18 protein-coding genes, 3 pseudogenes and 1 other annotated feature are annotated in these 23,699 nt (G+C 44.7%); of the genes and pseudogenes, 12 read left to right on the top strand and 9 right to left on the bottom strand.

The features are described from left to right. Window positions 1-3: 3 nt before the first annotated feature. The 3 genes from recD2 (at window position 4) to HUG15_RS08955 (ending at window position 4,213) form a co-directional block, all read left to right on the top strand. Complete coding sequence (gene recD2 / locus HUG15_RS08945; RefSeq protein ID WP_200128309.1) at window positions 4-2,283, top strand: SF1B family DNA helicase RecD2; 2,280 nt, start codon at window positions 4-6, stop codon at window positions 2,281-2,283. A 78-nt stretch (window positions 2,284-2,361) separates the two neighbouring features. After that, window positions 2,362-2,592: a hypothetical protein gene (locus HUG15_RS08950; protein ID WP_200128310.1), complete on the top strand. Its 231-nt coding sequence runs from the start codon at window positions 2,362-2,364 to the stop codon at window positions 2,590-2,592. A 556-nt stretch (window positions 2,593-3,148) separates the two neighbouring features. Continuing rightward, a complete protein-coding gene (locus tag HUG15_RS08955) occupies window positions 3,149-4,213 on the top strand; it encodes an AI-2E family transporter (protein ID WP_200128311.1) in 1,065 nt (354 codons plus the stop codon). A 25-nt stretch (window positions 4,214-4,238) separates the two neighbouring features. On the opposite strand, the gene putP is transcribed toward HUG15_RS08955, so the two are convergent. From putP to HUG15_RS08985, 6 genes and pseudogenes are all read right to left on the bottom strand, one after another. Beyond that, window positions 4,239-5,765 carry a sodium/proline symporter PutP gene (gene putP / locus HUG15_RS08960; protein WP_200128312.1) on the bottom strand — a complete coding sequence of 509 codons (1,527 nt, stop codon included), beginning with the start codon at window positions 5,763-5,765 and terminating at the stop codon, window positions 4,239-4,241. Window positions 5,766-6,051: 286 nt separating this feature from the next. Beyond that, window positions 6,052-6,759: a haloacid dehalogenase type II gene (locus HUG15_RS08965; protein WP_200128313.1), complete on the bottom strand. Its 708-nt coding sequence runs from the start codon at window positions 6,757-6,759 to the stop codon at window positions 6,052-6,054. 57 nt (window positions 6,760-6,816) lie between these two features. Further along, the gene (locus HUG15_RS08970; RefSeq protein ID WP_200128314.1) at window positions 6,817-7,731 is read right to left on the bottom strand and encodes a proline dehydrogenase family protein; all 915 of its coding nucleotides are present in this window, start codon (window positions 7,729-7,731) and stop codon (window positions 6,817-6,819) included. Window positions 7,732-7,803: 72 nt separating this feature from the next. Continuing rightward, window positions 7,804-9,350 (bottom strand): annotated as a pseudogene (gene pruA, locus HUG15_RS08975) (L-glutamate gamma-semialdehyde dehydrogenase). 134 nt (window positions 9,351-9,484) lie between these two features. Beyond that, window positions 9,485-10,843 (bottom strand): sigma-54 interaction domain-containing protein, encoded by a 1,359-nt coding sequence (locus tag HUG15_RS08980; RefSeq protein ID WP_246516561.1) that lies wholly within the window; start codon window positions 10,841-10,843, stop codon window positions 9,485-9,487. A 56-nt stretch (window positions 10,844-10,899) separates the two neighbouring features. After that, the gene (locus tag HUG15_RS08985) at window positions 10,900-11,877 is read right to left on the bottom strand and encodes an alpha/beta hydrolase (RefSeq protein WP_200128907.1); all 978 of its coding nucleotides are present in this window, start codon (window positions 11,875-11,877) and stop codon (window positions 10,900-10,902) included. A gap of 96 nt (window positions 11,878-11,973) precedes the next feature. Between HUG15_RS08985 and HUG15_RS08990 the strand changes: the two are divergent. From HUG15_RS08990 to HUG15_RS09005, 4 genes and pseudogenes are all read left to right on the top strand, one after another. Further along, a pseudogene (locus tag HUG15_RS08990) lies at window positions 11,974-13,091 on the top strand (IS1380 family transposase); the annotation flags it as partial. Window positions 13,092-13,181: 90 nt separating this feature from the next. Next, complete coding sequence (tnpA, locus tag HUG15_RS08995) at window positions 13,182-13,613, top strand: IS200/IS605 family transposase (RefSeq protein WP_200128316.1); 432 nt, start codon at window positions 13,182-13,184, stop codon at window positions 13,611-13,613. 119 nt (window positions 13,614-13,732) lie between these two features. Then, a pseudogene (locus tag HUG15_RS09000) lies at window positions 13,733-13,936 on the top strand (transposase); the annotation flags it as partial. 396 nt (window positions 13,937-14,332) lie between these two features. Further along, a complete protein-coding gene (locus HUG15_RS09005; protein ID WP_200128317.1) occupies window positions 14,333-14,602 on the top strand; it encodes a DUF5344 family protein in 270 nt (89 codons plus the stop codon). 603 nt (window positions 14,603-15,205) lie between these two features. On the opposite strand, the gene HUG15_RS09010 is transcribed toward HUG15_RS09005, so the two are convergent. The 3 genes from HUG15_RS09010 to HUG15_RS09020 all read right to left on the bottom strand — a co-directional run bounded on the left by HUG15_RS09010 (window position 15,206) and on the right by HUG15_RS09020 (window position 18,121). Next, on the bottom strand, window positions 15,206-16,159 hold the full coding sequence (locus tag HUG15_RS09010; protein ID WP_200128318.1) for a carbon-nitrogen hydrolase family protein: 954 nt from the start codon (window positions 16,157-16,159) through the stop codon (window positions 15,206-15,208). Window positions 16,160-16,395: 236 nt separating this feature from the next. Continuing rightward, window positions 16,396-17,877, bottom strand: a complete 1,482-nt coding sequence (locus tag HUG15_RS09015; protein ID WP_246516562.1) for a sodium:solute symporter family protein — start codon at window positions 17,875-17,877, stop codon at window positions 16,396-16,398. 1 nt (window position 17,878) lies between these two features. Next, window positions 17,879-18,121: a hypothetical protein gene (locus HUG15_RS09020; protein WP_200128319.1), complete on the bottom strand. Its 243-nt coding sequence runs from the start codon at window positions 18,119-18,121 to the stop codon at window positions 17,879-17,881. Window positions 18,122-18,478: 357 nt separating this feature from the next. Between HUG15_RS09020 and HUG15_RS09025 the strand changes: the two genes are divergently transcribed. The 5 genes from HUG15_RS09025 (at window position 18,479) to HUG15_RS09045 (ending at window position 23,656) form a co-directional block, all read left to right on the top strand. Beyond that, a complete protein-coding gene (locus HUG15_RS09025; protein WP_200128320.1) occupies window positions 18,479-19,354 on the top strand; it encodes a LysR family transcriptional regulator in 876 nt (291 codons plus the stop codon). Between the two features lie 312 nt (window positions 19,355-19,666). Further along, window positions 19,667-19,879: a binding site (T-box leader), on the top strand. Between the two features lie 43 nt (window positions 19,880-19,922). Beyond that, window positions 19,923-22,562: an alanine--tRNA ligase gene (alaS, locus tag HUG15_RS09030; RefSeq protein WP_200128321.1), complete on the top strand. Its 2,640-nt coding sequence runs from the start codon at window positions 19,923-19,925 to the stop codon at window positions 22,560-22,562. 81 nt (window positions 22,563-22,643) lie between these two features. Then, window positions 22,644-22,910 (top strand): IreB family regulatory phosphoprotein, encoded by a 267-nt coding sequence (locus tag HUG15_RS09035; protein ID WP_200128322.1) that lies wholly within the window; start codon window positions 22,644-22,646, stop codon window positions 22,908-22,910. Then, a complete protein-coding gene (gene ruvX, locus HUG15_RS09040; RefSeq protein ID WP_200128323.1) occupies window positions 22,907-23,326 on the top strand; it encodes a Holliday junction resolvase RuvX in 420 nt (139 codons plus the stop codon). The genes HUG15_RS09035 and ruvX overlap by 4 nt, the downstream gene beginning before the upstream one ends. Window positions 23,327-23,335: 9 nt before the next feature. Next, window positions 23,336-23,656: a DUF1292 domain-containing protein gene (locus HUG15_RS09045; protein WP_200128324.1), complete on the top strand. Its 321-nt coding sequence runs from the start codon at window positions 23,336-23,338 to the stop codon at window positions 23,654-23,656. The last annotated feature ends 43 nt before the right edge of the window (window positions 23,657-23,699 follow it).

Genomic DNA, 23,699 nt, shown 5'->3' on the forward strand with positions numbered 1-23,699 from the left:
GTCATGAACGAGGAATGGAAGTCATCGAAGGATAAAATTACCGGAACGGTTAGCCATGTCATTTTTCGGAATGAGAAAAATGGTTATACGGTTTTGAACATCCACGTCGATGATGCAACGCCTGCCATTGAAGCCTCCTCCATTTCTGTCGTCGGCCATTTCCCCTTTCCTCCCGAAGAAGATCTATTGACGTTTTACGGGCAATTTCACGAGCATGAACGTTATGGCCAACAGTTCCACATGGAACTATACGAACCTTATATCCCCGAAGGCAAGCCGGCGGTGATCCAGTATTTATCCAGTGAGCGATTTCCGGGAATCGGAAAGAAAACCGCCTCTCGTGTCGTTGCTGAATTAGGCGAATCGGCGATTGATAAAATCCTCCACCAACCTAACCTTTTGTATGACATTCCCGACATTAAGCGTCAACAAGCGGATGTGCTCACCGAGCGATTAATGGAAGAACAGGAAGTCGCCGGTGTGATGAGCCGCTTGATTACATATGGTTTCGGGACGGAATTGGCCACAAAGATCATTCAGGCTTATAAGGGGGAGACGTTAAACGTTGTGGAAAAAGACCCTTATCAACTCGTTCAAGACATAGAAGGCATCGGTTTTCAAAAAGCCGATGCACTTGGCGCTCAATTAGGGATTGAATCGACGTCGAAGAAACGGTTGAAAGCAGGACTGTTATTTTCGCTGTGGCAAATGTCGCAAAGCATCGGACACGTCTATTTGCCGGTGGACGTATGGACCGAAGAGGCTTTGAAAGTGCTGAATTATCGAAATCATGACGTCGATGCCGAGATGTTAAATCAGGAGGTTATCGAACTTGACGAGGAAGGGACGGTCGCCGTTCCTGACGAACGTGCTTACATATTGTCACTCTTTTTTGCTGAAAAGGGGTTAGCAACGAACGTGAACCGTTTGCTTGAGACAGACGTTCAGGAAACCTTTGCTGAAGACTTGTATTTAAAAACGTTGGGCGAATTGGAAAATGATTTCAAAATCACTTACGCTGATCGGCAAAAAGAAGCGGTCGAGCTTGCCCTAAAGTCTCCGCTCATGATTTTAACCGGTGGCCCCGGAACGGGAAAAACAACCGTTATTCGCGCAATTGTGGAGATGTTCAAACGCATGCGCGGCTGGAACCAGCGAAAAGAAAAAAAGCTCCCGGTTCTGCTTGCCGCGCCCACAGGGAGAGCCGCGAAACGAATGGCAGAGGCAACCGGTTTGAAGGCCTTTACCATTCATAAATGGCTCGGCTGGCGCGGCGAAGAAGAGGAATTTCTTGAGCACGATGAAGAGAACCCACTCGAAGGGGAACTGTTGATCATCGATGAAGCCTCAATGATCGATCTATGGCTTGCCAATCAACTATTCAAGGCGATACCGGCCGGGATGCAAGTGATTATCGTCGGTGACGAAGATCAATTGCCATCCGTAGGCCCGGGGCAAGTGCTCGGGGATTTGCTTCGATCGGAAACAATTCCGTCGATATCGTTGTCGGCGGTTTACCGTCAAGCCGAAGGCTCATCGATCATTGATTTAGCGCATGATTTAAAAGAAGGTCAGTTATCCGCTGATTTAAAAGAAACGAAACCGGATCGATCGTTCATTGCATGTCACGGAACGCGCATGCCTGACGTTATTCTGCAAATATGCCAAAAAGCGATGGAAAAAGGCTATTCCGCGCGTGAAATTCAAGTGCTCGCCCCGATGTATAAAGGGACGGCCGGCATACATTTGCTGAATGAAAAACTGCAAGCCCTCTTTAATCCACCGAAACAAGGGAAGCGATCCATGACGTATGGCGATGTCGTCTTTCGCAATGGCGATATCGTCTTGCAGCTCGTCAATAATCCCGAGGACAATGTTTTTAACGGAGACCGCGGCGAAATCATCGCTCTTTTAAAAGAAAAAGAAACTGAAGATGGCAAAGAAAAACTCGTCGTTACGTTTGACGGCATTGAAGTTTACTATGAAAAACAAGACTTAAAACAAATCACACTCGCGTATTGTTCCTCGATTCATAAAGCCCAAGGGAGCGAATTCCCGATCGTGATCGTCCCATTATCCATGTCCTATCGCCGGATGTTGAAAAGGAACTTGCTTTATACAGCAATAACGAGAGCGCGTGATTCATTAATCATGGTCGGCGAACAGCGGGCATTTTCATTGGCTGTGGAAACGAATGATCAACACAGTCGATATTCCCATTTGCACCAGCGCATACAGGAAGCAAGTACCAATCATGAAAACGTCAAGGAAGGACAATACTAAGCTTCCTGGCCTTTTATGTATAGCTGAAGGATGATTTGACCATTCTGTGAAAAAGATGTTTTTCACAGGAGGGTCTGTATGGTTCATTGTCCAAATTGCCTTTTAAAAGATTTAGGAAAAATTGGCACTGCACAATATTACTGTGGGCGCTGTGGCATAGAAATCGTTATCCAAGGGGAACATTTAGCTGTTTTCCAAGTTGAGGAAGACGGATCGCTTAGTTCATTGGATGACCTCTTTAGCGATGAGGAACGCCGGATAAATACAGAAGCGAGTCCCCAGCTCATACAAAAAGCGTCAGGACGGTAAATATTGATGTATGAATGGAGGGTCGCCCATGAATAACAAAGCTGCCTCTTCACTGTTGATTGCAGGAATCGGGTCTGTCGGCACAGCCATTTATATGTACAGTGCCCAGCAACGACGCTCAAGCCCTAATTGGATGTCAAAACTTAAGAAAAACAGGTACTACAAACAATTGCGCAAAGCATACAGGCGCACTTTCTAGGTGTGAAAATCGCCCGTTGTCATGAGACGGGCGATTTTTACGTAGGAGTTGTTGTTCATGGATCCCGGCATAAAGGAATATGTGGCTGAACGGTCGCCATGAACGGGTTATGGCGACCGAACGTCCTGAAAAAGAGAGCGCACGGTTCGTCATGAACGGGGCATAGAGCACGAACGTGGTGAAAAAGAGAATGAAAGGTCACCATGAACGGCTCATGGCACCCGAATGGACCGAATCCCAAAGCTAGTGGTTGCCATTGCAAAAAATATGCCGAAATTCTCAGCGGACGCCTACCTTTTCGAATAATCATCCCTCAACAGTAAATGCTAATCATACTAAGATGCTGTGGAGGTAGGGATGACATCACGGAAAGGCTTGCTTCGGTCACTTTTTGTACTTATATTGCTGGCTTGTTTATATTTTTTATACTTACTGACACCTGTATGGAAGCCAGTGCTGGTCAGTATTGGAAAAATCATCTTACCGTTTTTGCTTGCCGGTTTACTCGCGTACCTCTTGCATCCTATCATCGCCTTTTTGCAGCGAAAGGGATTACCAAGGTGGGCGTCTGTATTGCTCATTTATTTGCTGTTTTTTGGCGGGGGCATTTGGCTATTGATTGAAATGGCGCCCGTTTTGGCTCGTCAATATCGGGAGATTGTCAATGAATTGCCGGGATGGATTCACGCCTTAGAATCCGGGTGGCTCTCCATGCACCGCCAGATCGATACACTGCCTCCCATCATTCATGATCAGGTCGAAGAGGGCGTCGTGCAACTGGAAGCCAACGGAGAAGATATGCTGGATGGGGTGATGGACCGATGGCCTGCGATCATTGAAGGGGTTGTCATGCTTTTTTTGCTTCCTTTTTTAGTCTTCTATTTGCTAAAGGATTTATATGCATTTGAAAAAGCGGCCACGTATGTCATCCCTAAACGTTGGCAGGAAAATGGAAAAAAATTTGTGAAGGCTGTCGATTCAGCGCTCGGCTTTTATATTCGGGGACAAATCGTCGTTTCTCTCTGCGTGGGCGCTCTTTCGATCGTTGCGTTGTGGATGGTCCAGCTTCCTTATCCTTTAATCCTCGGGATTTTCATGGGAATGACTGACTTGATCCCTTATGTCGGCCCTTATATTGGTGCGGTTCCCGCTGTTATCGTCGCGCTTGGTATGTCCTGGAAAACTGTTTTATTTACAATCATCGCCATTACCGTTGTGCAACAGTTGGAAAGCAATGTCCTATCCCCCTATATCATGGGAAAAAGTGCCCACCTTCATCCGTTGTTGATTTTACTCGCATTGTTGATCGGTTACGAATTCGCGGGATTTATCGGGCTCCTCGTTGCCGTTCCGTTATTTGTGATCGGCGGTGAAGTCGTGCGGGTTTTCCGTAAAAAAGAAGAAAATGAGGAAGTTTATTGAGTTCCTCATTTTCCTCTTCGTCTGTTCAGTTCTTGCGGACATATTCTTGCTTTTCTTCGTCATAAGTCGCGTTTTCCACGAATTCAAATTCTTCGAGAATATGATCCGCCGGCCGCTGATTGAGCAAGCTCACGATGATAATCGCCAAGCTTCCCAAAACAAATCCGGGAACGATTTCATAGAGGTCAAACAAGCCGCCTGCAAAGAAATTCCATACAATAACGGTGAGGCCGCCGGTGGCAATCCCGGCAACCGCTCCCCAGGCGGTCATGCGCCGCCAGAAAACGCTGAATAACATCACTGGGCCAAAGGCCGCGCCGAATCCGGCCCAGGCATATTCCACGAGTTCCAGCACCGTGCTCTCCGGGTCGTACGCCAAAAAGGTGGCAATGAGCGCAATCACGATGACACCGGCACGGCCGACCCAGACGAGTTCATTTGCCGAAGCATTGGGTTTAATGAACCTTCGGTAGAAGTCCTCGGTAAGCGCGCTTGATGACACGAGCAGTTGTGAATCAATCGTGCTCATAATCGCGGCCAGGATGGCGGCGAGTAAAAAACCGGCGACCCAAGGGTTAAAGAGCACTTGCGTGAAAAGGATATATGCGGTTTCTTCATCTGCCAATGGCGAGCCTGCGCCTGCCCCTTCAAAGTAAGCGATACCAATGAAGCCGACGAAAACCGCTCCAAGGAGGCCGAAAGTCATCCACGTCATGCCGATAAAACGTGCCGCAGGGATTTCTTTTTCGGAACGAATGGCCATAAAACGGGTGATGATATGCGGTTGCCCAAAGTAACCAAGGCCCCACGCGAGTAGAGAAATGATCGCGATCGCCGAGGTGCCTGCGAAAGCATCCAAATAGGCAGGGTCGATATCTGCAATATGGGAAACCGTGCTGTTCCATCCACCCATTTCGATTACGGCAACAATTGGAACGACGATAAGACCCAAAAACATGAGGATCCCCTGAATAAAATCGGTGTAACTGACAGCGAGAAACCCGCCTAAAAACGTATAGGAGATAATGACGATCGCGCCGATCCAAAGAGCGGTCTGATATTCCCAGCCAAAGGTGCTGGAAAATAAAAGTGCGCCGCCGACGAGACCCGATGATGTATAGAACGTAAAGAACAAAAGTATGAAAAATGCAGACACGATGCGTAACGTTTTCGTCTGTGTGATTTTTGTTTCATCGCGAAAGCGTTTATCTAGAAAGTCGGGTAGTGTAATCGCGTTCCGGGCAATTTCCGTGTAGCGGCGCAGCCGTTTGGCGAGAAATTGCCAATTTAGATAAGCCCCGATCGTTAACCCTATCGGCAGCCACATTTCGCTCATTCCCGACAAGTAGACAGCGCCGGGAAGCCCAAGGATCATGAACGCGCTCATATCGGAGGCTCCGGCGCTTAAAGCGGTCACCCAACTGTTCAATCTTCTGCCGCCTAAAACATAATCCGATAAAGTAGAAGTGGTACGGTAAAAGATAATCCCGATGATTATCATCCCGACGATGTAGATGATAAATGTTATTAACGTAGGAATATCAAGATCCATTTTCTCCCCTCCTTGCTCTTAACAAACTGATCAAAGACAGAAGAACCGTTGCTAGCATTGGAACGAGCAACCAGAACCAGGTGGCAAACGACATCGTAACCCTCCCTTTACGTTGCGAATCCTCACGGGCTCGCATTTGGTCCGTTAGAGGGATTAGTTTGAGTAAGTAATCCCTTAGGGAATCGCTTTTTGTTCGTTTGAGGGATTAAATCGAGTTAGTAATCCCTCTCAGAATCACTATCCGTCGGTGTGAGGGATTACATTGATTAAGTAATCCCTCATGGAATCATTTTCCCTCCGTTTGAGGGATTGTGGAATGTGCCATTCCTTTGATTAATAACGCCAGTGTCGCCATATCGCCAACTAAATACGTTTCTTTTACATTCGCTGGCCGAATGTCGCCATAACGGTTCACCCAGCATGATTGAACACCTAATTCATGGGCTGGAACGACATCATATTTGAAGCCGAAACCAACGTGAAGCAACTCTGATCGATCGACGCCTAATCGTTCCATGGCCAAATGAAACCCTCGATGATTGGCCTTATAAACACCGGCCTGTTCGGCTGTAATGATTTCATCAAAATCAACCCCCAAATGTTTGACGGTTTCATTAATAATAGCGTCGTCCGTATTCGTAATCAGGGCTATTTTGGTAAGTTTTTTTAATTCCAGCAAAGCTTTTTTGGCATCCGGGAAAGGCTCCCAGCTTCCCATGGATTCAGAGAAAGCGATACAATCATCCGTGCTAAAAGGATAACCACAGTCCCGAAACGACATCGCCATTGTATGTTTCAAGACTTCCTTATATGGACGGTAGTGATCTTGGATATAGGTGAACTGAATGCTTTCCCAATGTTTCTGAAGAGCGACAACATCAGCATCGTTTATATCATACTGACTCAAAATACGCTTAAAATAATTTTGAACGGCCTGATCCCAGTCAATGATCGTTCCATAACAATCGAAAGTGATCGCTTTTGGTATCGCCATGATTAACCTCCCTATATAAATGTATATCGTTACTATATGACTTGTTATGATGCTTTATTATTTAGAAAACATTCCCCGCAGGGCAAATGTAACGTTTTGCGGTCGCTCCGCCAACCGTCTCATGAAATAGCCGTACCAATCTCTGCCAAACGGGACGTATGTGCGAAAACGGTAGCCTTCATCGACGAGGGTTTGTTGTAAATCGTTACGGAAACCGTAAAGCATTTGAAATTCGAACATGTCTCTCGGGATATGGTTTTTTTCTGTAAACGCTTTAATTTCGGCGATGATTTCATGGTCATGGGTGCCGATGGCTGCATAGCTTTCATTAAGCAGATGCGTTTGCACCATATTCACAAAGTTTTTGTCAATATCTTTTTTATCTTGATAGGCGATGGTTGATGATTCTTTATACGCTCCTTTGACGATGCGAAGCGGAACCCCAGCCAACTGTTCGGTATCCTCGATGCTTCTATGCAGGTAGGATTGCAAAACGGTGCCCACGTTGTCATATTTTTTTCGTAAGGCTCTTAAGATGTCCAGTGTCTGGCCATAGTGATTGTAATCTTCCATATCGATGTTAATCGTGTTGTCATAGATGGCCGCGCGTTCGCAAAGTGCTGATATCTGTTGCCAACAGAGTGCTTCATCAACATCCAGTCCGAGTTTGGTGAGCTTAACGGAAAGGGTGCAATGGACGCCATGTTCGTGGAGAACATCCAGAGTATGCAGGCCTTCTCGCAGGGATTCGCGCGCTTCTTGGGCGTCATTGACGAACTCGCCAAGATGATCAAGAGTGACCATGCGACCGCTGTCATTCAAATCCTTAATTTTTTCGATCGCGCTTTCGACGGTCAAACCGGCAACGACTTTTGAAGCCCCGAGTTTCAATCCCCATCGTTTTGCTCCTCTATTCAAGACTTTATTGTTTGATAACGAGCTAAAGAAATTACGGGATAGTTTCTGTATCATCATGGTGACCCCTCATAATCTATTTTAGAATTAGGACTCTGTCCCTGGGGACAGAGCCTATTTTCGTTTCCATTAAAACTGATCGCAAACGGTTTTTGGATCCATAAAGTGGAGGATATATCCCGGACCACCGGCTTTGGAGTCGGTACCGGACAATTTAAAACCGCCGAATGGTTGGTAGCCAACGATCGCTGCTGTACAACCGCGGTTAAAGTAAAGGTTGCCGACGTGAAATTCCCTGCGCGCTTTTTCCATGTGGGCCCGGTTGTTGGAAATGACCGAACCGGTTAAACCATAGTCTGTGTTGTTGGCAATATCGATGAGCTCTTGAAAGTCCTTCGCTTTCGCAAAGGCCACGACCGGCCCGAAGATTTCTTCCTGCATGATACGCGCGTGTGGATCTGCGTCGGCAAAAATCGTCGGCTGGATGAAGTAGCCGTTGTCATCATTTCCGGTCCCGCCGGTCACGAGACGCGCTTCCTGTTTGCCGATATCAATGTAATCAAGAATTTTATCATAGGCGGCTTGCTCGCACACGGGTCCCATGTATGTCTCCGCCTTTTGTGGATCATCGACAGTCAGCTCTTCGGTTATTCTCGCCACTTTATCGAGAACTTCATCGTAGACGTCTTCATGAGCGACGACACGTGAGCATGCAGAACATTTTTGGCCGCTGAAACCGTAAGCCGATTGCACGATGGCTTCGGCGGCAAGGTTAAGATCAGCCTCATTGTCGACGATAATCGTATCTTTTCCGCCCATTTCAATCGCGGTCTTTTTCAAGAAGTTTTGGCCTGGCTGAACTTTTGCTGCTTTCTCGTAAATGCCAATGCCAACGTCTTTTGAGCCGGTGAAATTGATGAAGCGTGTTTTCGGATGTTCGACGAGATAGTCGCCGATTTCCCCGCCGCTCCCCGGAATAAAATTGACGACGCCCGCGGGCATACCTGCTTCTTCAAGCACTTCCATGAATTTATAGGTGATAACCGGGGTAAGGCTTGCCGGTTTAAGCAAGATGGTATTGCCTGCGACCATCGGGCCAACGGTCGTTCCTGCCATGATGGCAAACGGCAAGTTCCAGGGGGAAATAGTCAAACCCACACCAAGGGTTGATACGTATATTGGTTGTGTTCAAACCAGCGGCTGTTGATGGCTTCGCCATCTTTAAGCTCGACCATTTGCCGCGCGTAATATTCCAGGAAATCGATCGCTTCGGCGGAATCGGCGTCTGCTTCTTTTCGTGTTTTCCCGATTTCATAAGCCATCCAAGCAGAGAATTCATGCTTGCGGCGGCGGGCGATGGCTGCGGCTCGGAAAAGTACGTTCGCGCGGGCTTCCGGATCCCAGCCGCTCCACACGTTGAATGCCTTTTGTGCTTTTTCCATTGCTTGTTCCGCAAGCGCTTGATCAGCTTTGGAAACGGTGCCAATAACTTCGTTTTTATCGGAAGGGTTTACCGATACAATTTTTTCGTCTGTCGTCACTCGCTCCCCGCCAATGATAAGGGGATATTCTTTGCCAAGCTCATTTTTCACCAATTGAAGCGCTGCTTCATACTCGGTACGGTTGTTACTATCTTGAAAATTTGTAAATGGTTCATGGGCGTACGGGACAACCATTGGAATCACTCCTTGAAAAAATAAATTCACCCAATTACAATGCAATGTTTATGCCAAAATAAAAGGGTGCCTAAGAGCGGTATTTAAAAAATGAAGATCAATAAATGCAAAATAATTTTCGGCATGATGCAAAATTATTTGCTATATTTATCTAACTTGTATTGTAAATTTTGTCGACTAATGCCGAGGGATTTTGCTGCTTGGGAAACATTGTCTTTGTTCGCTTTCATCGCCTGGATGATCAAGTTGTGTTCGATGAGGGCTAGGCGCTCCGGCAAGGATTCTTCCTGATGCAAATGTTTAGATAATCCTTTATGGGCGGGATGTGAATGTGACTGGCGCTCGCCAATGTGGGTCGGTAGGTGTTGAATATCAAAAACGGTTTCCTCGCTTAAAACATTCATCGCTCCCTCGATGATGTGCTCCAGCTCCCGAACGTTTCCCGGCCAATGATAGCTTTGCAGCACTCTGAGAACCTCGTCGGAAAATTGCTGCACGTTTAAATGAAAGCGGTTATTATATTTTCGTAAAAAAAAGCGCGCGAGTGTGGTCGCATCACCTTTGCGTTCGCGCAATGGGGGAATAAACAGACTGACGACGCTTAAGCGGTAATAAAGATCTTTCCGCAAGCGTTCGGCTTCAATCGCCTCCAACGGATCTTCATTTAACGTCGCCAACAAGCGAACGTCAAAGGGACGCTCCTTCGCCTCACCGACGCGAGTGACTTTCTTTTCCTGCAGGACGCGCAAAAGCTTAGGCTGCAAATGGAGCGGAAGGGCATTCACCTCATCCAAGAGCAATGTTCCGCCATCCGCTTGTTCAAATAAGCCGGGGCGGTCAATCGCACCGGTAAACGCGCCTTTTGCCGTTCCGAATAGAATGCCTTCCACAAGGCTTTCCGGAAGGGCAGCACAGTTTTGGGTAACGAACGCCTTGCCCTCACGTTCGCTCTCGTTATGAATGCTTTGTGCGAACAGTTCCTTGCCGGTACCGGTTTCACCAATAATCAAGACAGGAGAAGATGTACGAGAGGAACGACGCGCCTGCTCAACGATTTCCACAAAATTGGGGGATTCTCCGAGTAAATCCGAAAACTGAAAACGGGTACCTTCCTCGTTTGTGCGTTTGTCGCGCAGAATTTGTTCCATTTGACTGACATCTTTGGCGATTTCCACGGCAGCGACGACTTCGTCATTATCCATTAATGGGTAAACATGGTTGATCGTCGTAATGACTTCACCTTTGGCATTAAAATACGTCTGTTTTTTGTTTTCAACGACACGAGCATATTTTAAGGCTTGGATGAGCCGGCTTTCTTTTTCATTTTGAAATTGAAAGACGTCCATAAACGGGCGGTCGGTAAAATCGGAAAACGTCATCGATTCGATTGCGCGCATTTTTTCGTTATAAATGAGCGGCTTTCTATCTTGATCGATGACCCGTATGCCAAGGTCGAGTTTGTCGAACAATTGCGCATAAATGGACTTAGTCATCATCAGCTCTCCCTTCTAAGAGCATCGTAGCAAAAAATTTTGCGGCTTTCATCTTGCTACATTCCTAAGTCTTCTATAAAAGCCTGCAGCCGTTCCTGAAATTCCATCGTCGTCACCGTATACGCCTCCGTATGACCGGCATCCGGGACGATCCATAATTCCGGTTCACCCCCGGCAGCCTCGTAGAGTTCATCGGCCATGTCAGTCGGAACGAGCTCATCCTCATTGCCATGGATGAGAAATAAAGGGAGCGTGTTATCTTTTATTTGCTCAATTGTAGAAGCTTCCGTAAATGTATATCCGGCTCGAATATTGGTGACGAGACTAGTGATATTCAGGAGCGGAAAAGCAGGCAGGCCGTATAAATGCTGCAGTTGATGCGTCAGTTCCTCTTCCACGGTCGTGTAAGCGCTGTCAGCCACAATTCCTCGTACTTCATCGGGAAGGTCTTCTCCGCTCGCCATTAAAACGGTGGCCGCCCCCATCGATTCTCCGTGCAAGAGAATGTTTTCGGCATCATACTCGTCGATAAGCATATCGACCCAGTCAAGATAATCGAAACGGTCATGCCAACCAAAACCAATATAATCTCCTTCACTTTCTCCGTGGCCGCGTGCATCCGGTTTTAAGACATCAAAGCCTTGGTCGTGATAAAACTCCACGTATTCATCCATGTTTTCTTTTTGACTGCGGTAACCATGGGCGAGGATGACTGCATTGCCATCGGAATCCTCGGTCGGTATGAAACTCGCGGCCAACTGCAGATCATCATAGCTCGTGAGCGCTACCTCGATTTGTTCCTGTTCGTTATACCAGTCTTGTGCTTCTTCGAGTAATTGTTGATCTTCCGGATCAGCCAACGCATCCGCGTCCGTATCTTCACTATGTAGGCTAATATCACCGCCTCGCTGGACACTTTCCCGATAAAAATAGTTGCTCGCCAGTATCAGCCCAATAATAACAATTCCAATAAAAATCCTGATATATTCACAGAAATTCGCAAATGAATGATTAATCCCCTGATCATAGGGCATACAGCTGAAATGAATGTTCATCTAATAAATGAAAAAAGAATCCGTTTCTGTTAGAGTTAAATCAAGGAAAAAATAACCACAGAAAGGATTCTTCTGATGACTACTTTAACGCAAATAACCCTGGATTTCAATCGCAAAATGAAGCTGTCGAATGATGGAGGTGCTCTTTCCTCTGATACAGGTGAGATCTTATTTCGAGAGTTCGAGGAAAAACTTGGTTTCTTTCGCACCTTGGATAAACATCTGGATCTGAAAGACGAAAGACTGTATCATTTTCATTCGAATGAGCAAATGCTTCGACAAAAAATTTATCAGATGATTGCCGGCTATGCTGAAGATGATGCGGCGGATAAATTAACAAATGATCCTGTGTTTAAGCACATCATTGAAACGGATGCGTTAGCCTCTCAACCCACTTTATCTCGCTTTTTCCCGCGATTTAATGAGGAATCGACCGACCAACTCAATCATGCCAACCGGGAGCTTTTAGATAAAGTCCACCAAGTGAGGAGCTCAAAGAGTCTTATCTTTGATTTGGACTCCACACATGCCGATACATACGGCGAGCAAGAATCTACAGCTTTCAATGCCCATTACGGAACCGTCGGCTTTCACCCGATGGTCGCTTTCGATGGCCTGACCGGTGATTTTATGAAGGCTCAACTCCGACCGGGCAACGTCTATACCTCTAATGGGGTTGTGGATTTTGTGAAGCCCTGATCACCCATTACAATGAAACGTTTCCGGAAACGATCCCGTTTCTGCGCGGGGACAGTGGCTTTGCGGTTCCAGAGCTGTACAAGTTATGTGAAGACGAATCCGTCTATTACGTGATTCGTTTGAAGTCCAACCCAAACCTGCAACGACTGGCAGAGGAACTTCGTCCTTCAACGATGCCATCTGACGTTACACAATCCGAATACTATTATGAGGAAACCGAGTACCAAGCGAAATCATGGGCCAAGCCCCGAAAAGTCATCATTCAATCGGTTCGTCCGGCTGGCGAATTGTTTTTCACACATGCATTCTTTGCCACAAACCTATTCGATGCCTTCTCTCCCAAGGAGGTCGTCCGCTCTTACCAAAAACGTGGAACGATGGAGAATTATATTAAGGAAGCCAAAAATGGTTTTGACTTGGATCGAATGAGTAGCCATTCGTTTCAAGCCAACGAAGCAAGGATGATGTTCAGCTTGTTAGCGTACAATTTAAGTTATAGAAGCGTGGTCTAACTCCACCGTCTTTAGACGGTATAAGCTTTTAGCCTTGCCTTTGAATGTCCATACTTAAACCGAGGTGAGCGTATGGATGAATACAAAAGAAGTAGCCACGCGGTCTATGACATCAAATACCACATTATATGGGTTACAAAGTATAGATATCATGTGTTACGTGGCGACATTGCCCGCCGAGTAAGGGAACTAATCAGACAAGGATGTGAAGCGAGAGGGATTACGATACTACAAGGAAGTGTAGGGAAAGACCATATTCACTTATTATTGTCCTGTCCGCCGAGCATAGCACCGAGTAAGATATTGCAATATCTCAAAGGGAGATCATCAAGGTTAATCCAAGACGAATTCCCCGCCCTGAAGAAAAGATATTGGGGTCAGCACTTATGGGCGAGAGGATATTTTTGTGCAACAGTAGGAAATGTGACGGAAGAAATCATTAGAAATTATATCGAAAACCAGACCAGCGAGAAGAGGAACGATATATTCAGGATTGATGATTGAGTTCCAGTCAAAATCAGTATGCTTGAGCTTAAGGTCTTTCAGCAGACTTCAGTCTGAAATGCGACTTTCAGTCGCGGACAATTTATGTCCAAATCCACCTGCTTTAGCAGGTGGGTCGTTTAACCAACTGGCTGCGCACGCTCTGTTTTCCGGAAGAACAAAAAAGCATGCAAATCCAAACCATACGATCGAAGGTCATTAAAGTGGCAAGCAAATTGGTGAAATCAGGGCGTTCGCTTTATTTCAAATTATCTTCAAGCTTTGTCTACGAAACCTTTTTCTGGCATGTGCTCAATCGTATTCAAAGGCTAAAATTAGAGTGACATGCAATTTTTTTAAAAGCCATTTCAAGACCAAGGGAGACGTATGTCCAAAAAAGGGCATTTTTCAGCGGTTGTCATTGTACCTCTTTACAATTTCAATTATTACGCCTCATTTTTGTGAACAAAACCGAATAATGGTGGGATTTGATGTTTCATTCCGCTTTCACTTGGAAGTATGAATAATTCAGGAAAATGCTTGAAAAAAAGATTAATTTCTTTTTCATGGGCGGGTTCACTCCTTATGATAGGCGTCTAGTTCATTATATCGTCTCTGAAGTGATGAGTCTTATTATTACACTCGATGAAAAAGTGAAATAATTCCTTTTTACCCCTATTCATTCTTTTCTTGGTATTTTATGCTAGAGATTAGATCAATCGAACAAACGGAGGAATAATGTGAATGAAATAAAGATCACGTATGGATCGGTCGAGCATGGGCTGACGACCATTTCAGCCGGTGCAAACCAGCTTAATGCCAATTATTCTTCAAATGTGGGCCAGAATAATATCTTAAATATGGTGGATGAACTTAATGAAATGTGTGTGTTAGCGGATGATCTCATGAATAGTTACCGAGCATTGTTGACGAGTAACATACAGACGACACAAAGCCATATCTCGACATTGAAGCAAACGGATACCTCCTTGGCATCGTCAATGAATTAATCAATCAATCAATCAATGAATGATAAGAAAGGACCTTAAGTTATAGAAGCGTGGTCTAACTCGGAGCAGTTGTCAAGGCTGAGAATCTAATGGAGTGAAAGTCTCCTATCATCAATTGACCGATTCGGATGACTAGCATATCCAATACGTGGAAGGTAACACCACGTTTTCCTTGGAAATGAAAGTCACTACGACTTAACTCTACAAACAGAGGGTAAGAGTCGAGACAGTTAGAGTGGCAAAGTGGAGGCTAAAAGGTTTTAACGGATACTACAGCCCCGTATACACGCCCCTTCTAAAACTGTTTTATAAGGGAGAATGTGAAGCGCCGATTTAGTGAATTAGTGGGGAAGGTCGATGTTCTATGGGAAGAAACGCTCAAGTGCACCTTAGAAGCTGCCAGGATAGGGGGGATGGCAGCTAATGAAAGATTTTCAGAGATAACGAACGGAAAATCCTACCTCCAGAGGGATAGCTCCTTTATCTCTATATTTCTGCAACAATTAATTAAATAAATCGTGAACTCCGTGGATAAATTGCCTAATAAAAACAAAAGCCTTTCCAAGGAAAAATAACCTTCCTTGGAAAGGCTTTTCTATACATTTATTTTTTCCAAATCGTATTTTCCTGTTTCTCTTCATTTACTATAAGCTGGAAAACATCTGGGCGTGCGTAATGACCAACGACATCAAAATCAAACTGACCTTCCGCAATTTTATTCAAATTTATATCAGCATACAAAATTTTCTCCTCACCCATAACAGGTTTCACAACAAACTCACCAAGCGGATCGACAATACAACTTCCTCCTCGAGTTAGTTCGTGCGGCAACTCTTTAAATTCTTCTCGTGAAGAAATTTCTTCAGGGTACATATCTTTTGTAGAGTACTGGTTGCATGACAATACAAAACACCTTCCTTCTACTGCAATATGCTGCATTGAAGCTAACCAAGCTTCTCTTGCATCAGCAGTTGGTGCAATAAGAATTTGCACTCCTTTATCATACATTGCTGTACGCGCAAGTGGCATATAATTTTCCCAACAAATAAGAGAACCAATTCTTCCGTATGGGGTATCAAAAACGGGCAACGTGCTACCATCACCTTCTCCCCAAATAAGACGTTCGGAACCAGTTGGCTTTAATTTCCGATGTTTACCCAACAGTTCCCCGTCTGGTCCGAAAAATAAAGCCGTACAATAAAGGGTACCTTGACTAGATTCATTATCTTTTTCAATAACACCAATTATGATATACGCTTTCGCCTTCCTCGCCGCTTTTCCAATTTCATCAGTTTCAGTTCCTGGCACTGTAATTGAATTATTCCAGTATTGGAAGAAATCTTTTCTACCTTCATTGGACCTTGACCCTACGACCGTACCAAAAGACATGCCACGAGGGTAAGCTGGTATAAACGCTTCTGGGAATACAATGATTTTCGCATCTTCTCTAGCTGCTTCCTCAATCAAGTGAATCGTTTTTTTAACTCCTTTTTCCTTATCCATCACTTCAGATCCGGCTTGCACAACCGCCACTTTAGACTGATTTTTTTCCTTCATCCATAAACACCCTTCCGTGTGAAAGCACTTTGTTCCATTGAAAATGTTCTTCTGTTTTAAAATTAACGTGGGACACCCACTCCACTCTACTTTTAACTAATAGTATTTGCTTTGACACTTGATCGAACTTTCTATTTATACTGATCACTCAACTTGAAAAATGTGTTACTTTAGCCTATTCAATTCCCCCTTATTTAATAGCATGGTGTAATTTTTTCAAATGAATCCAATTTTCATTAGTTTTCTTTTCCGTAAAGTGCTTCTTTCAAGCCATCATGAAATTCATGTTGAATAGCTGTTGTTGTTTTTTTAGACAGGAGGCTCCCGCCTACAAACACAATTGTTGCTACTATAAGTCCTGCGGTCCCTCCACCTAATATAATTGGTGTATCCAGTATATTTACCAATGCCAGTGTTGCCATACCAGCAACCATGCTCCAAACAGCAGCGCTAGCTTTCGCCTTTCTCCAAACTAGTGGCCCCAGAACTGCTGGGAGAACTTGGATTGAAATGGAGTACCCGAGTTCTGAAATAGGTACAAGAAAACCTTGAGCAAATGGGAAAAAGGCAACAATAACAATTAAACCGGTTAGCCCTATAACCGTGCCTCGACCAATCCATGTTTTCTTTTTTTCAGACATTTCCGGGTTAACAAACCTTACATAGATATCGGTAACGATTAAACTGGCGGAGGACAATAATTGACTGTTTATAGTTGAGATGGCCGCTGCAACAATTGCTGCAACAATAATAGACCCAAAAATCGGTGGTGCATCAGAAAAGAAAAGTGGAATAATATTATCACTATTTTCTTGAGTCAAATTCGGCACAAGGTCAGGTGTATGAGCTAATATCCCGATAAACATAGCGCAAATTGCCATTACCCATGAATTCCAAAAAGGCGTTACCATTGACATTTTGGCTAATGAAGTTGGTGTTGAAGCGGAATAGAACTTCTGCCACATATGCGGCATTAGCCAGAAACTAAGACCTAGACCTAAAGCAAGTTCTAACATCCCAAAAAAATTTCCATGGTTTGTTAGCACTTCCGGGGTGACATCTACAATGTTGTTAAATGCAGTCACTCCTCCCGATTGGTAAATAAACGTCAGCGCAAGGCCAATCAACGTGAAACCGAAAAATAAGCCCATAAATGTATCTCCCCAAGCTGCTCCGCGGCCACCGCTTAACGTCACAATAAAACCAACAAAAACCCCCATGATTAGAACGCCAACCCAGTAGGGGATGTCGCCTAGCGTTAGACTGTTTAATGCTTGTGCGCCCCCCGTGACTTGGATAAGCATCACTGGAAGAAGTCCAATAATTCCAATGGCAGTAATCAAGACACGAGCTTTAGGAGTTCCATAAAACTTCTCCATTAAGTCACCGGGAGTAATAAAACCATATTTTTTTCCAAGGTACCATATCCTTGCACCAAATATCCAAATAAATATTGCATGCACAACTGCCCAAGCAGGAAAACCCATAAACCAGACGCCATCTCGATAAAAATTCCCAACAGCACCTAGCAAAGTCCATGTACTAAAGAAACTGGCTCCAGTGGTCATAACTAGTACAATAGTTCCTAGGCCTCGGTTAGCCAAATAGAAATCATCAGTAGTTGCCTTATTTGAACGAGATGCTTTTATACTTATCAAGAATAAAATAGTTAAAAAGACTACAAGAACAATAACTGTTAAATAAGAAGAACCCACCATGTTATTCTTCTCCCTTCAATTCTGCTTTCTCCATTCTTCTGGAAAATGGGACAAAGTATTTTTTGTAAATGAGGAATATAATGAATGTGTTGATTACATTTAAAAATAAAACCCAAGCTAAAGGTAAAGGAAAAGGACCAATCCAGTTCAAAGAATTCATAACTCCAAAATGAGGGAGAAAGGTCAATGCATAGACAATGAAGAATATCCAAATAATGAGGTACTGACGTTTTTTAAATGTCATTATTAATCACCACCTTATTGTAACTTGCTTATTTACTAGAATCACTTTTAAAAAAACTAGAAACAGTTTCATTTAATCTGAAATATTGAGCTCTATCTCCGTAGATGTTCTCCTCCCTTTTAGTGTTGTTACCGGAAATTCCGTTTTGGAAGCGTGCAAAATATCTAACACTTAAATGTAACCGAATACAATTTATTCACTTGTTATTACAAAACGAATCTCACGGTATAAAACAACTACTTTCGTATTAAACATGAATTTCCCTTCCAACACTTATTTTAAAGTCGAGCTTTTATATAGTAAAATACATATTAAGCATAATAAATATAACCAAAAAGGCATAATAAGGGGCTGCTTATGAATTTCCGGGAACTAGAGGTATTTCGAATCATTGCAGAATATAAAAGCTTTACATTAGCAAGTGAGCAATTATATATATCTCAACCTTCGTTATCTAAAACCATAAAAAAACTTGAAGAAAAGCTAAATGCAGAACTGTTTGACCGATCTAATCGATCTCTTCAACTAACCGATGAGGGTAAACTTCTTTATAATAAAACTCTTATTATATTAAGAGAGGTTAAAGACCTAGAAGGTAAGTTACAAAATAATGAAGGCCAAATATCGGGGTTATTAAGGATTGGAATTCCTCAGATACTGGGTAGTTTCTTTTTTCCTAAGATCTCAAAATATTTTAAGGACCACTATCCACATGTAGAAATCGTTATCTCAGAAGAAGGAAGCTTATTAACTGAGAAACGTGTTCACAAAGGAGAACTAGACGCGGCTATTGCAGTGTTACCTATACACAATGAACAATTGCAAGAACAAGTTATATCGGATGAACCATTTGTTGCTTGTTTACCGTACAATCATTCATTAATAAATGAGAAGACCATTCAAATGAAACAACTCCAAGATGAAACCTGGATAATGTTTGATCGCTCTTTTGCCCTCCGTAAATTACTCGAAGAGTCGTGCTACAAGTCAAATTTCAGGCCAAACACTTTATACTCTACAACGCAATGGGATTTATTACTATCCCTTGTTGAAGCAGGTTTAGGAATCACTGTTATTCCCAAACCTGTAGCGTTGAAATGGCACGGTTCTTTTATCATTAGAGATCTTTCAGATAGTTACATCTCTTGGCGAGTTGGCTTAATTACCAATAAAAAACGACATCAATCTCATGCACTAAAGGCGTTGGTTCGGTCAATACACGAATTGTATTAGAACAAATTCCTATTAATTCAACTTCGAATCTTAAAATCAATGCTAATCCTTTATAAAATTAGGTGTTAAAAAAAGAAATATCTTCGGAGTGTTCTAGACTCGCACACTAACAGACGAGGATACATTTCTCTAAATTGCTAAACCTATAAAAAAGAAGCCCAAATGACGAGTAATACTCACACCCTGAAACAAGTAAGGGTACGTTCGTGCTAGCAAGTCTCGTTTACTCAAGTTTGGTCCAGAACAATCACAACGCCCCGCCCTTGACATCCCGCGATAAATCCGATATAAAAGAAGAAAATAGCGCTTAAAAAAGATACGTTGATGGAACGAGTAGATCAACTCCGGTTCTACAGAGAAGGGTTTTATTGCTGAAAGGACCCGGACACGGATTGATTGAAGGCTATTCCGGAGTGCAGCTAACCACTGCCGTTTGCCGCGTTAAGGCGTCCAAGCGAACCATTCGCGAGATAAGCGAATGCGTTAACAAGGGTGGTACCGCGAGTGTTCAACCTCGTCCCTTTTTTGGGGCGGGGTTTTATATGTGGAAAAAAGGAGGAAAAACGAAATGACACGCTTAACGTCAGCTGACGTGCGCCAACTTTTTCTTGATTTTTTTAAAGAAAAAGGCCATGACATAGAACCGAGCGCTTCCCTCGTTCCCCATGAAGATCCGTCGTTGTTGTGGATCAACAGCGGGGTGGCGACGTTAAAAAAATATTTTGACGGACGGATTGTGCCGGAAAATCCGCGGATCGTCAATGCGCAGAAAGCAATTCGGACGAATGATATTGAAAACGTCGGCAAAACCGCACGCCATCATACGTTTTTTGAAATGCTCGGTAATTTCTCGATCGGCGATTATTTTAAAAAAGAAGCGATTGCATTTGCATGGGAGTTTCTAACCGATGAGCGGTGGATCGGATTTGACGCGGAGCGCTTATCCGCAACTGTTCACCCTGAGGACGATGAAGCGTATCGTTACTGGAAAGAAGATATTGGCCTGCCGCAAGAGAGGATCGTTCGCCTGGAGGAAAATTTCTGGGATATCGGAGAAGGCCCGAGCGGGCCGAACGCGGAAATTTTTTATGACCGCGGGCCTGCTTACGGCAACGATCCGTCGGATCCGGAACTTTACCCGGGGGGCGAAAACGAACGGTATCTAGAAATTTGGAATCTCGTTTTTTCCCAGTTCAATCACAATCCTGACGGGACGTACACACCGCTTCCAAATCAAAACATCGATACCGGATTAGGGCTCGAGCGTCTCGTTTCGGTCATCCAAGACACAAAAACAAACTACGAAACCGACTTGTTTTTGCCGATAATAAAAGAGACGGAAAACTTGACGAACGTTTCTTATGGCGAAAAAGATACGTATGACACGGCTTTTAAAGTCATTGCCGACCACATTCGCACCGTTGCTTTCACGATCGCCGACGGTGCCCTGCCGTCCAATGAAGGAAGGGGATATGTGCAGCGTAGGCTGTTGCGACGGGCGGTTCGTTACGCGCAATCGCTCGATATCAACGAGCCGTTCATGTACCGTCTCGTTCCGGTCGTTGCGGGCATCATGGAACGTCATTATCCGAACGTGAAGGAAAAGGAATCGTTTATTCAAAACGTGATTCAAAATGAGGAAGAGCGTTTTCATGAAACGTTAAGCGACGGGTTGGCGATCTTAAATGATTTAATCGCAGCAGCCAAGCAGGCGGGTGCAACACAAATCGACGGAGATGACGTCTTCCGCCTTTACGATACGTATGGTTTTCCGGTCGATTTGACAGAGGAATACGTAACGGATGCCGGTCTCCATGTAGAGCTCGAAGGATTTGAGCGTGCGATGGAAGCGCAACGGGAACGGGCAAGAGCCGCCCGCAAAGAAGGCGACTCGATGCAAAGCCAAAATGAGGCATTGCGATCGCTTCACGAAACAAGCACGTTCGTCGGGTATGAACAAACCGAGGTCACGACGCAAGTGCAGGCCATCGTGCAAAATGATGCACGCGTGGAAGCGGCGAACGTCGGGGAAGAAGCGTTTGTCCTTTTAAAAGAAACCCCATTTTACGCGGAAAGCGGTGGGCAAGTCGCGGATCAAGGGCTGCTTTTTGCAAGCGGCTTAAAGGCAGAGGTCACCGATGTCCAACAAGCGCCCAACGGGCAACCGTTACACAAGGTGACCGTTACTGAAGGCACGTTAACAACGAACAAGTCAATCACTGCCGCGATCAATGGAAAAGACCGTGCCGCGATTCAAAAAAACCATACGGCCACCCATTTGCTCCATCAGGCATTAAAAGATGTGCTCGGCGAGCATGTGAACCAAGCAGGGTCGTATGTTGGACCGGATCGTTTGCGTTTTGATTTCTCCCATTTTGGACAAGTGTCGAGTGCCGAGTTGCAGGAGATTGAGGCAATTGTCAATGAAAAGGTTGCAGATGCGACACAATTGATGATTGAAGAAACAACTTTGGAAGACGCAAAAGCGAAAGGAGCCATGGCCCTATTCGGCGAAAAATATGGAAGCAATGTTCGTGTCGTTCATATCGGGGATTACAGCATTGAGCTATGCGGCGGAACCCATGTGACCAACAGCGCAGAGGTCGGAACCGTTAAATTACTCTCCGAAGCTGGGATTGGCGCGGGCATTCGACGAATAGAAGCCGTTACCGGCCAAGCAGCTTACCATTATATCGAACAGAAACTGCACGTATTGGAACAAGTAAAAGAACAGCTGAAAGCAAAATCGACGGAAGACGTTCCCCAAAGAGTGGATCAACTTCAACAGGATGTCCGTGAAAAAGAAAAAGAAAAAGAATCAATCGCGGCAAAATTGGGGAACATGGAAGCTATGCAGTTATTGAACGATGTGCATGATATCAATGGCATCCCGGTGTTGGCGGGTCAACTGGATAACAGTGATATGGACACCCTTCGAACGACTGCGGACCGGTTAAAACAAAAACTCCCTAGAGGAATTATTGTTCTCGGTACAGCGAGAGACGGCAAAGTCAACATTGTCGCTGCGGTGAGCAAAGACTTGGTTTCCGACGGCTATAAGGCCGGCGACATCGTCAAAAAAGTTGCGGCCATTTGTGATGGTGGCGGAGGGGGGCGCCCGGATATGGCCCAGGCCGGCGGCAAAAGCCCGGAAAAGTTACCGGAAGCGATGGCAGCTGTCGATGAAATCGTCGCCTCCGTTTCATAATTTCACCAAATCATGTACAATAAGGTCAAATACAGGAAGCGGGCAATCACGATCCGTGAATTTGATTGCGAGGTGACTAGGATGAGCTCAAAAGATAACACCGTCCAATTTAATGTACAGGAAGACTCCGCACAAGCAGACGTTAAAGAAGTTTTAGTCAATGTTCATCAGGCTCTTGAAGAAAAAGGGTACAATCCCATTAATCAAATCGTCGGATATTTATTATCCGGGGATCCGGCGTACATTCCGCGACATAACGACGCACGCACGTTGATTCGCCGTCTTGAAAGAGACGAGCTCATTGAAGAACTCGTTCGTACGTATTTGCAGAAAGCTAAGCGTCGATGAAGATTCTCGGTCTGGATGTAGGAGATAAACGAATCGGAGTAGCGGTTAGTGATGCGTTGGGACTGACAGCACAAGGACTTGAGACGATTGCCGTAGAAGGGTATGAAGCGACGGTCGCGAAGATTGTGCAGATAGCAAGTGACCATGACGTTGAAAAAATTGTGGTAGGCTTGCCGAAAAACATGAATGGCACACTAGGTCCTCGTGCGGAAAAATCACAACAATTTGCTGCTTCCCTTGAAAAGAACGTGGCGTTTCCTGTACAGTTTTGGGACGAACGATTAACGACGAAAGCGGCGGAGCGGACGTTAATATCAGCAGATGTGAGCCGCAAAAAGCGCAAAAAAGTCGTTGACAAACTTGCCGCAGTGTTGATTTTACAAGGATACCTTGATCACGCTGGGCGACAAGAATGAGGTGTAAAGATGGCCGAAGAAGAAAATGAACGTGTGATCATTCCTGATGAAGACGGGAATGATCATGTATTCGAGATATTGTTTACGTTTGATATTGATGAAACAGAAAAGTCCTATATGGTTGTTACCCCGGTCGTTGAAGAACTGGAAGAAGATGAAGAGGTAGAAATCTTTGCTTTTCAGTATGAAGAATCAAGTGACGAGCCTTCAGGATTTGCGCTTTACCCGATTGAATCCGACGAAGAATGGGAATTGGTTGAAGAAATGATTGCCACGATGTTGGACGAGGATGAAACCCTTCACGTTGAGGGAGACGACCATAGCCACTAATGATGATAAACGGGAAATACCACCTGGACCGTGATGCATTCAC

The sequence above is a fragment of the Salicibibacter cibarius genome, from assembly GCF_016495725.1.
Lineage (GTDB): Bacteria > Bacillota > Bacilli > Bacillales > Marinococcaceae > Salicibibacter > Salicibibacter cibarius.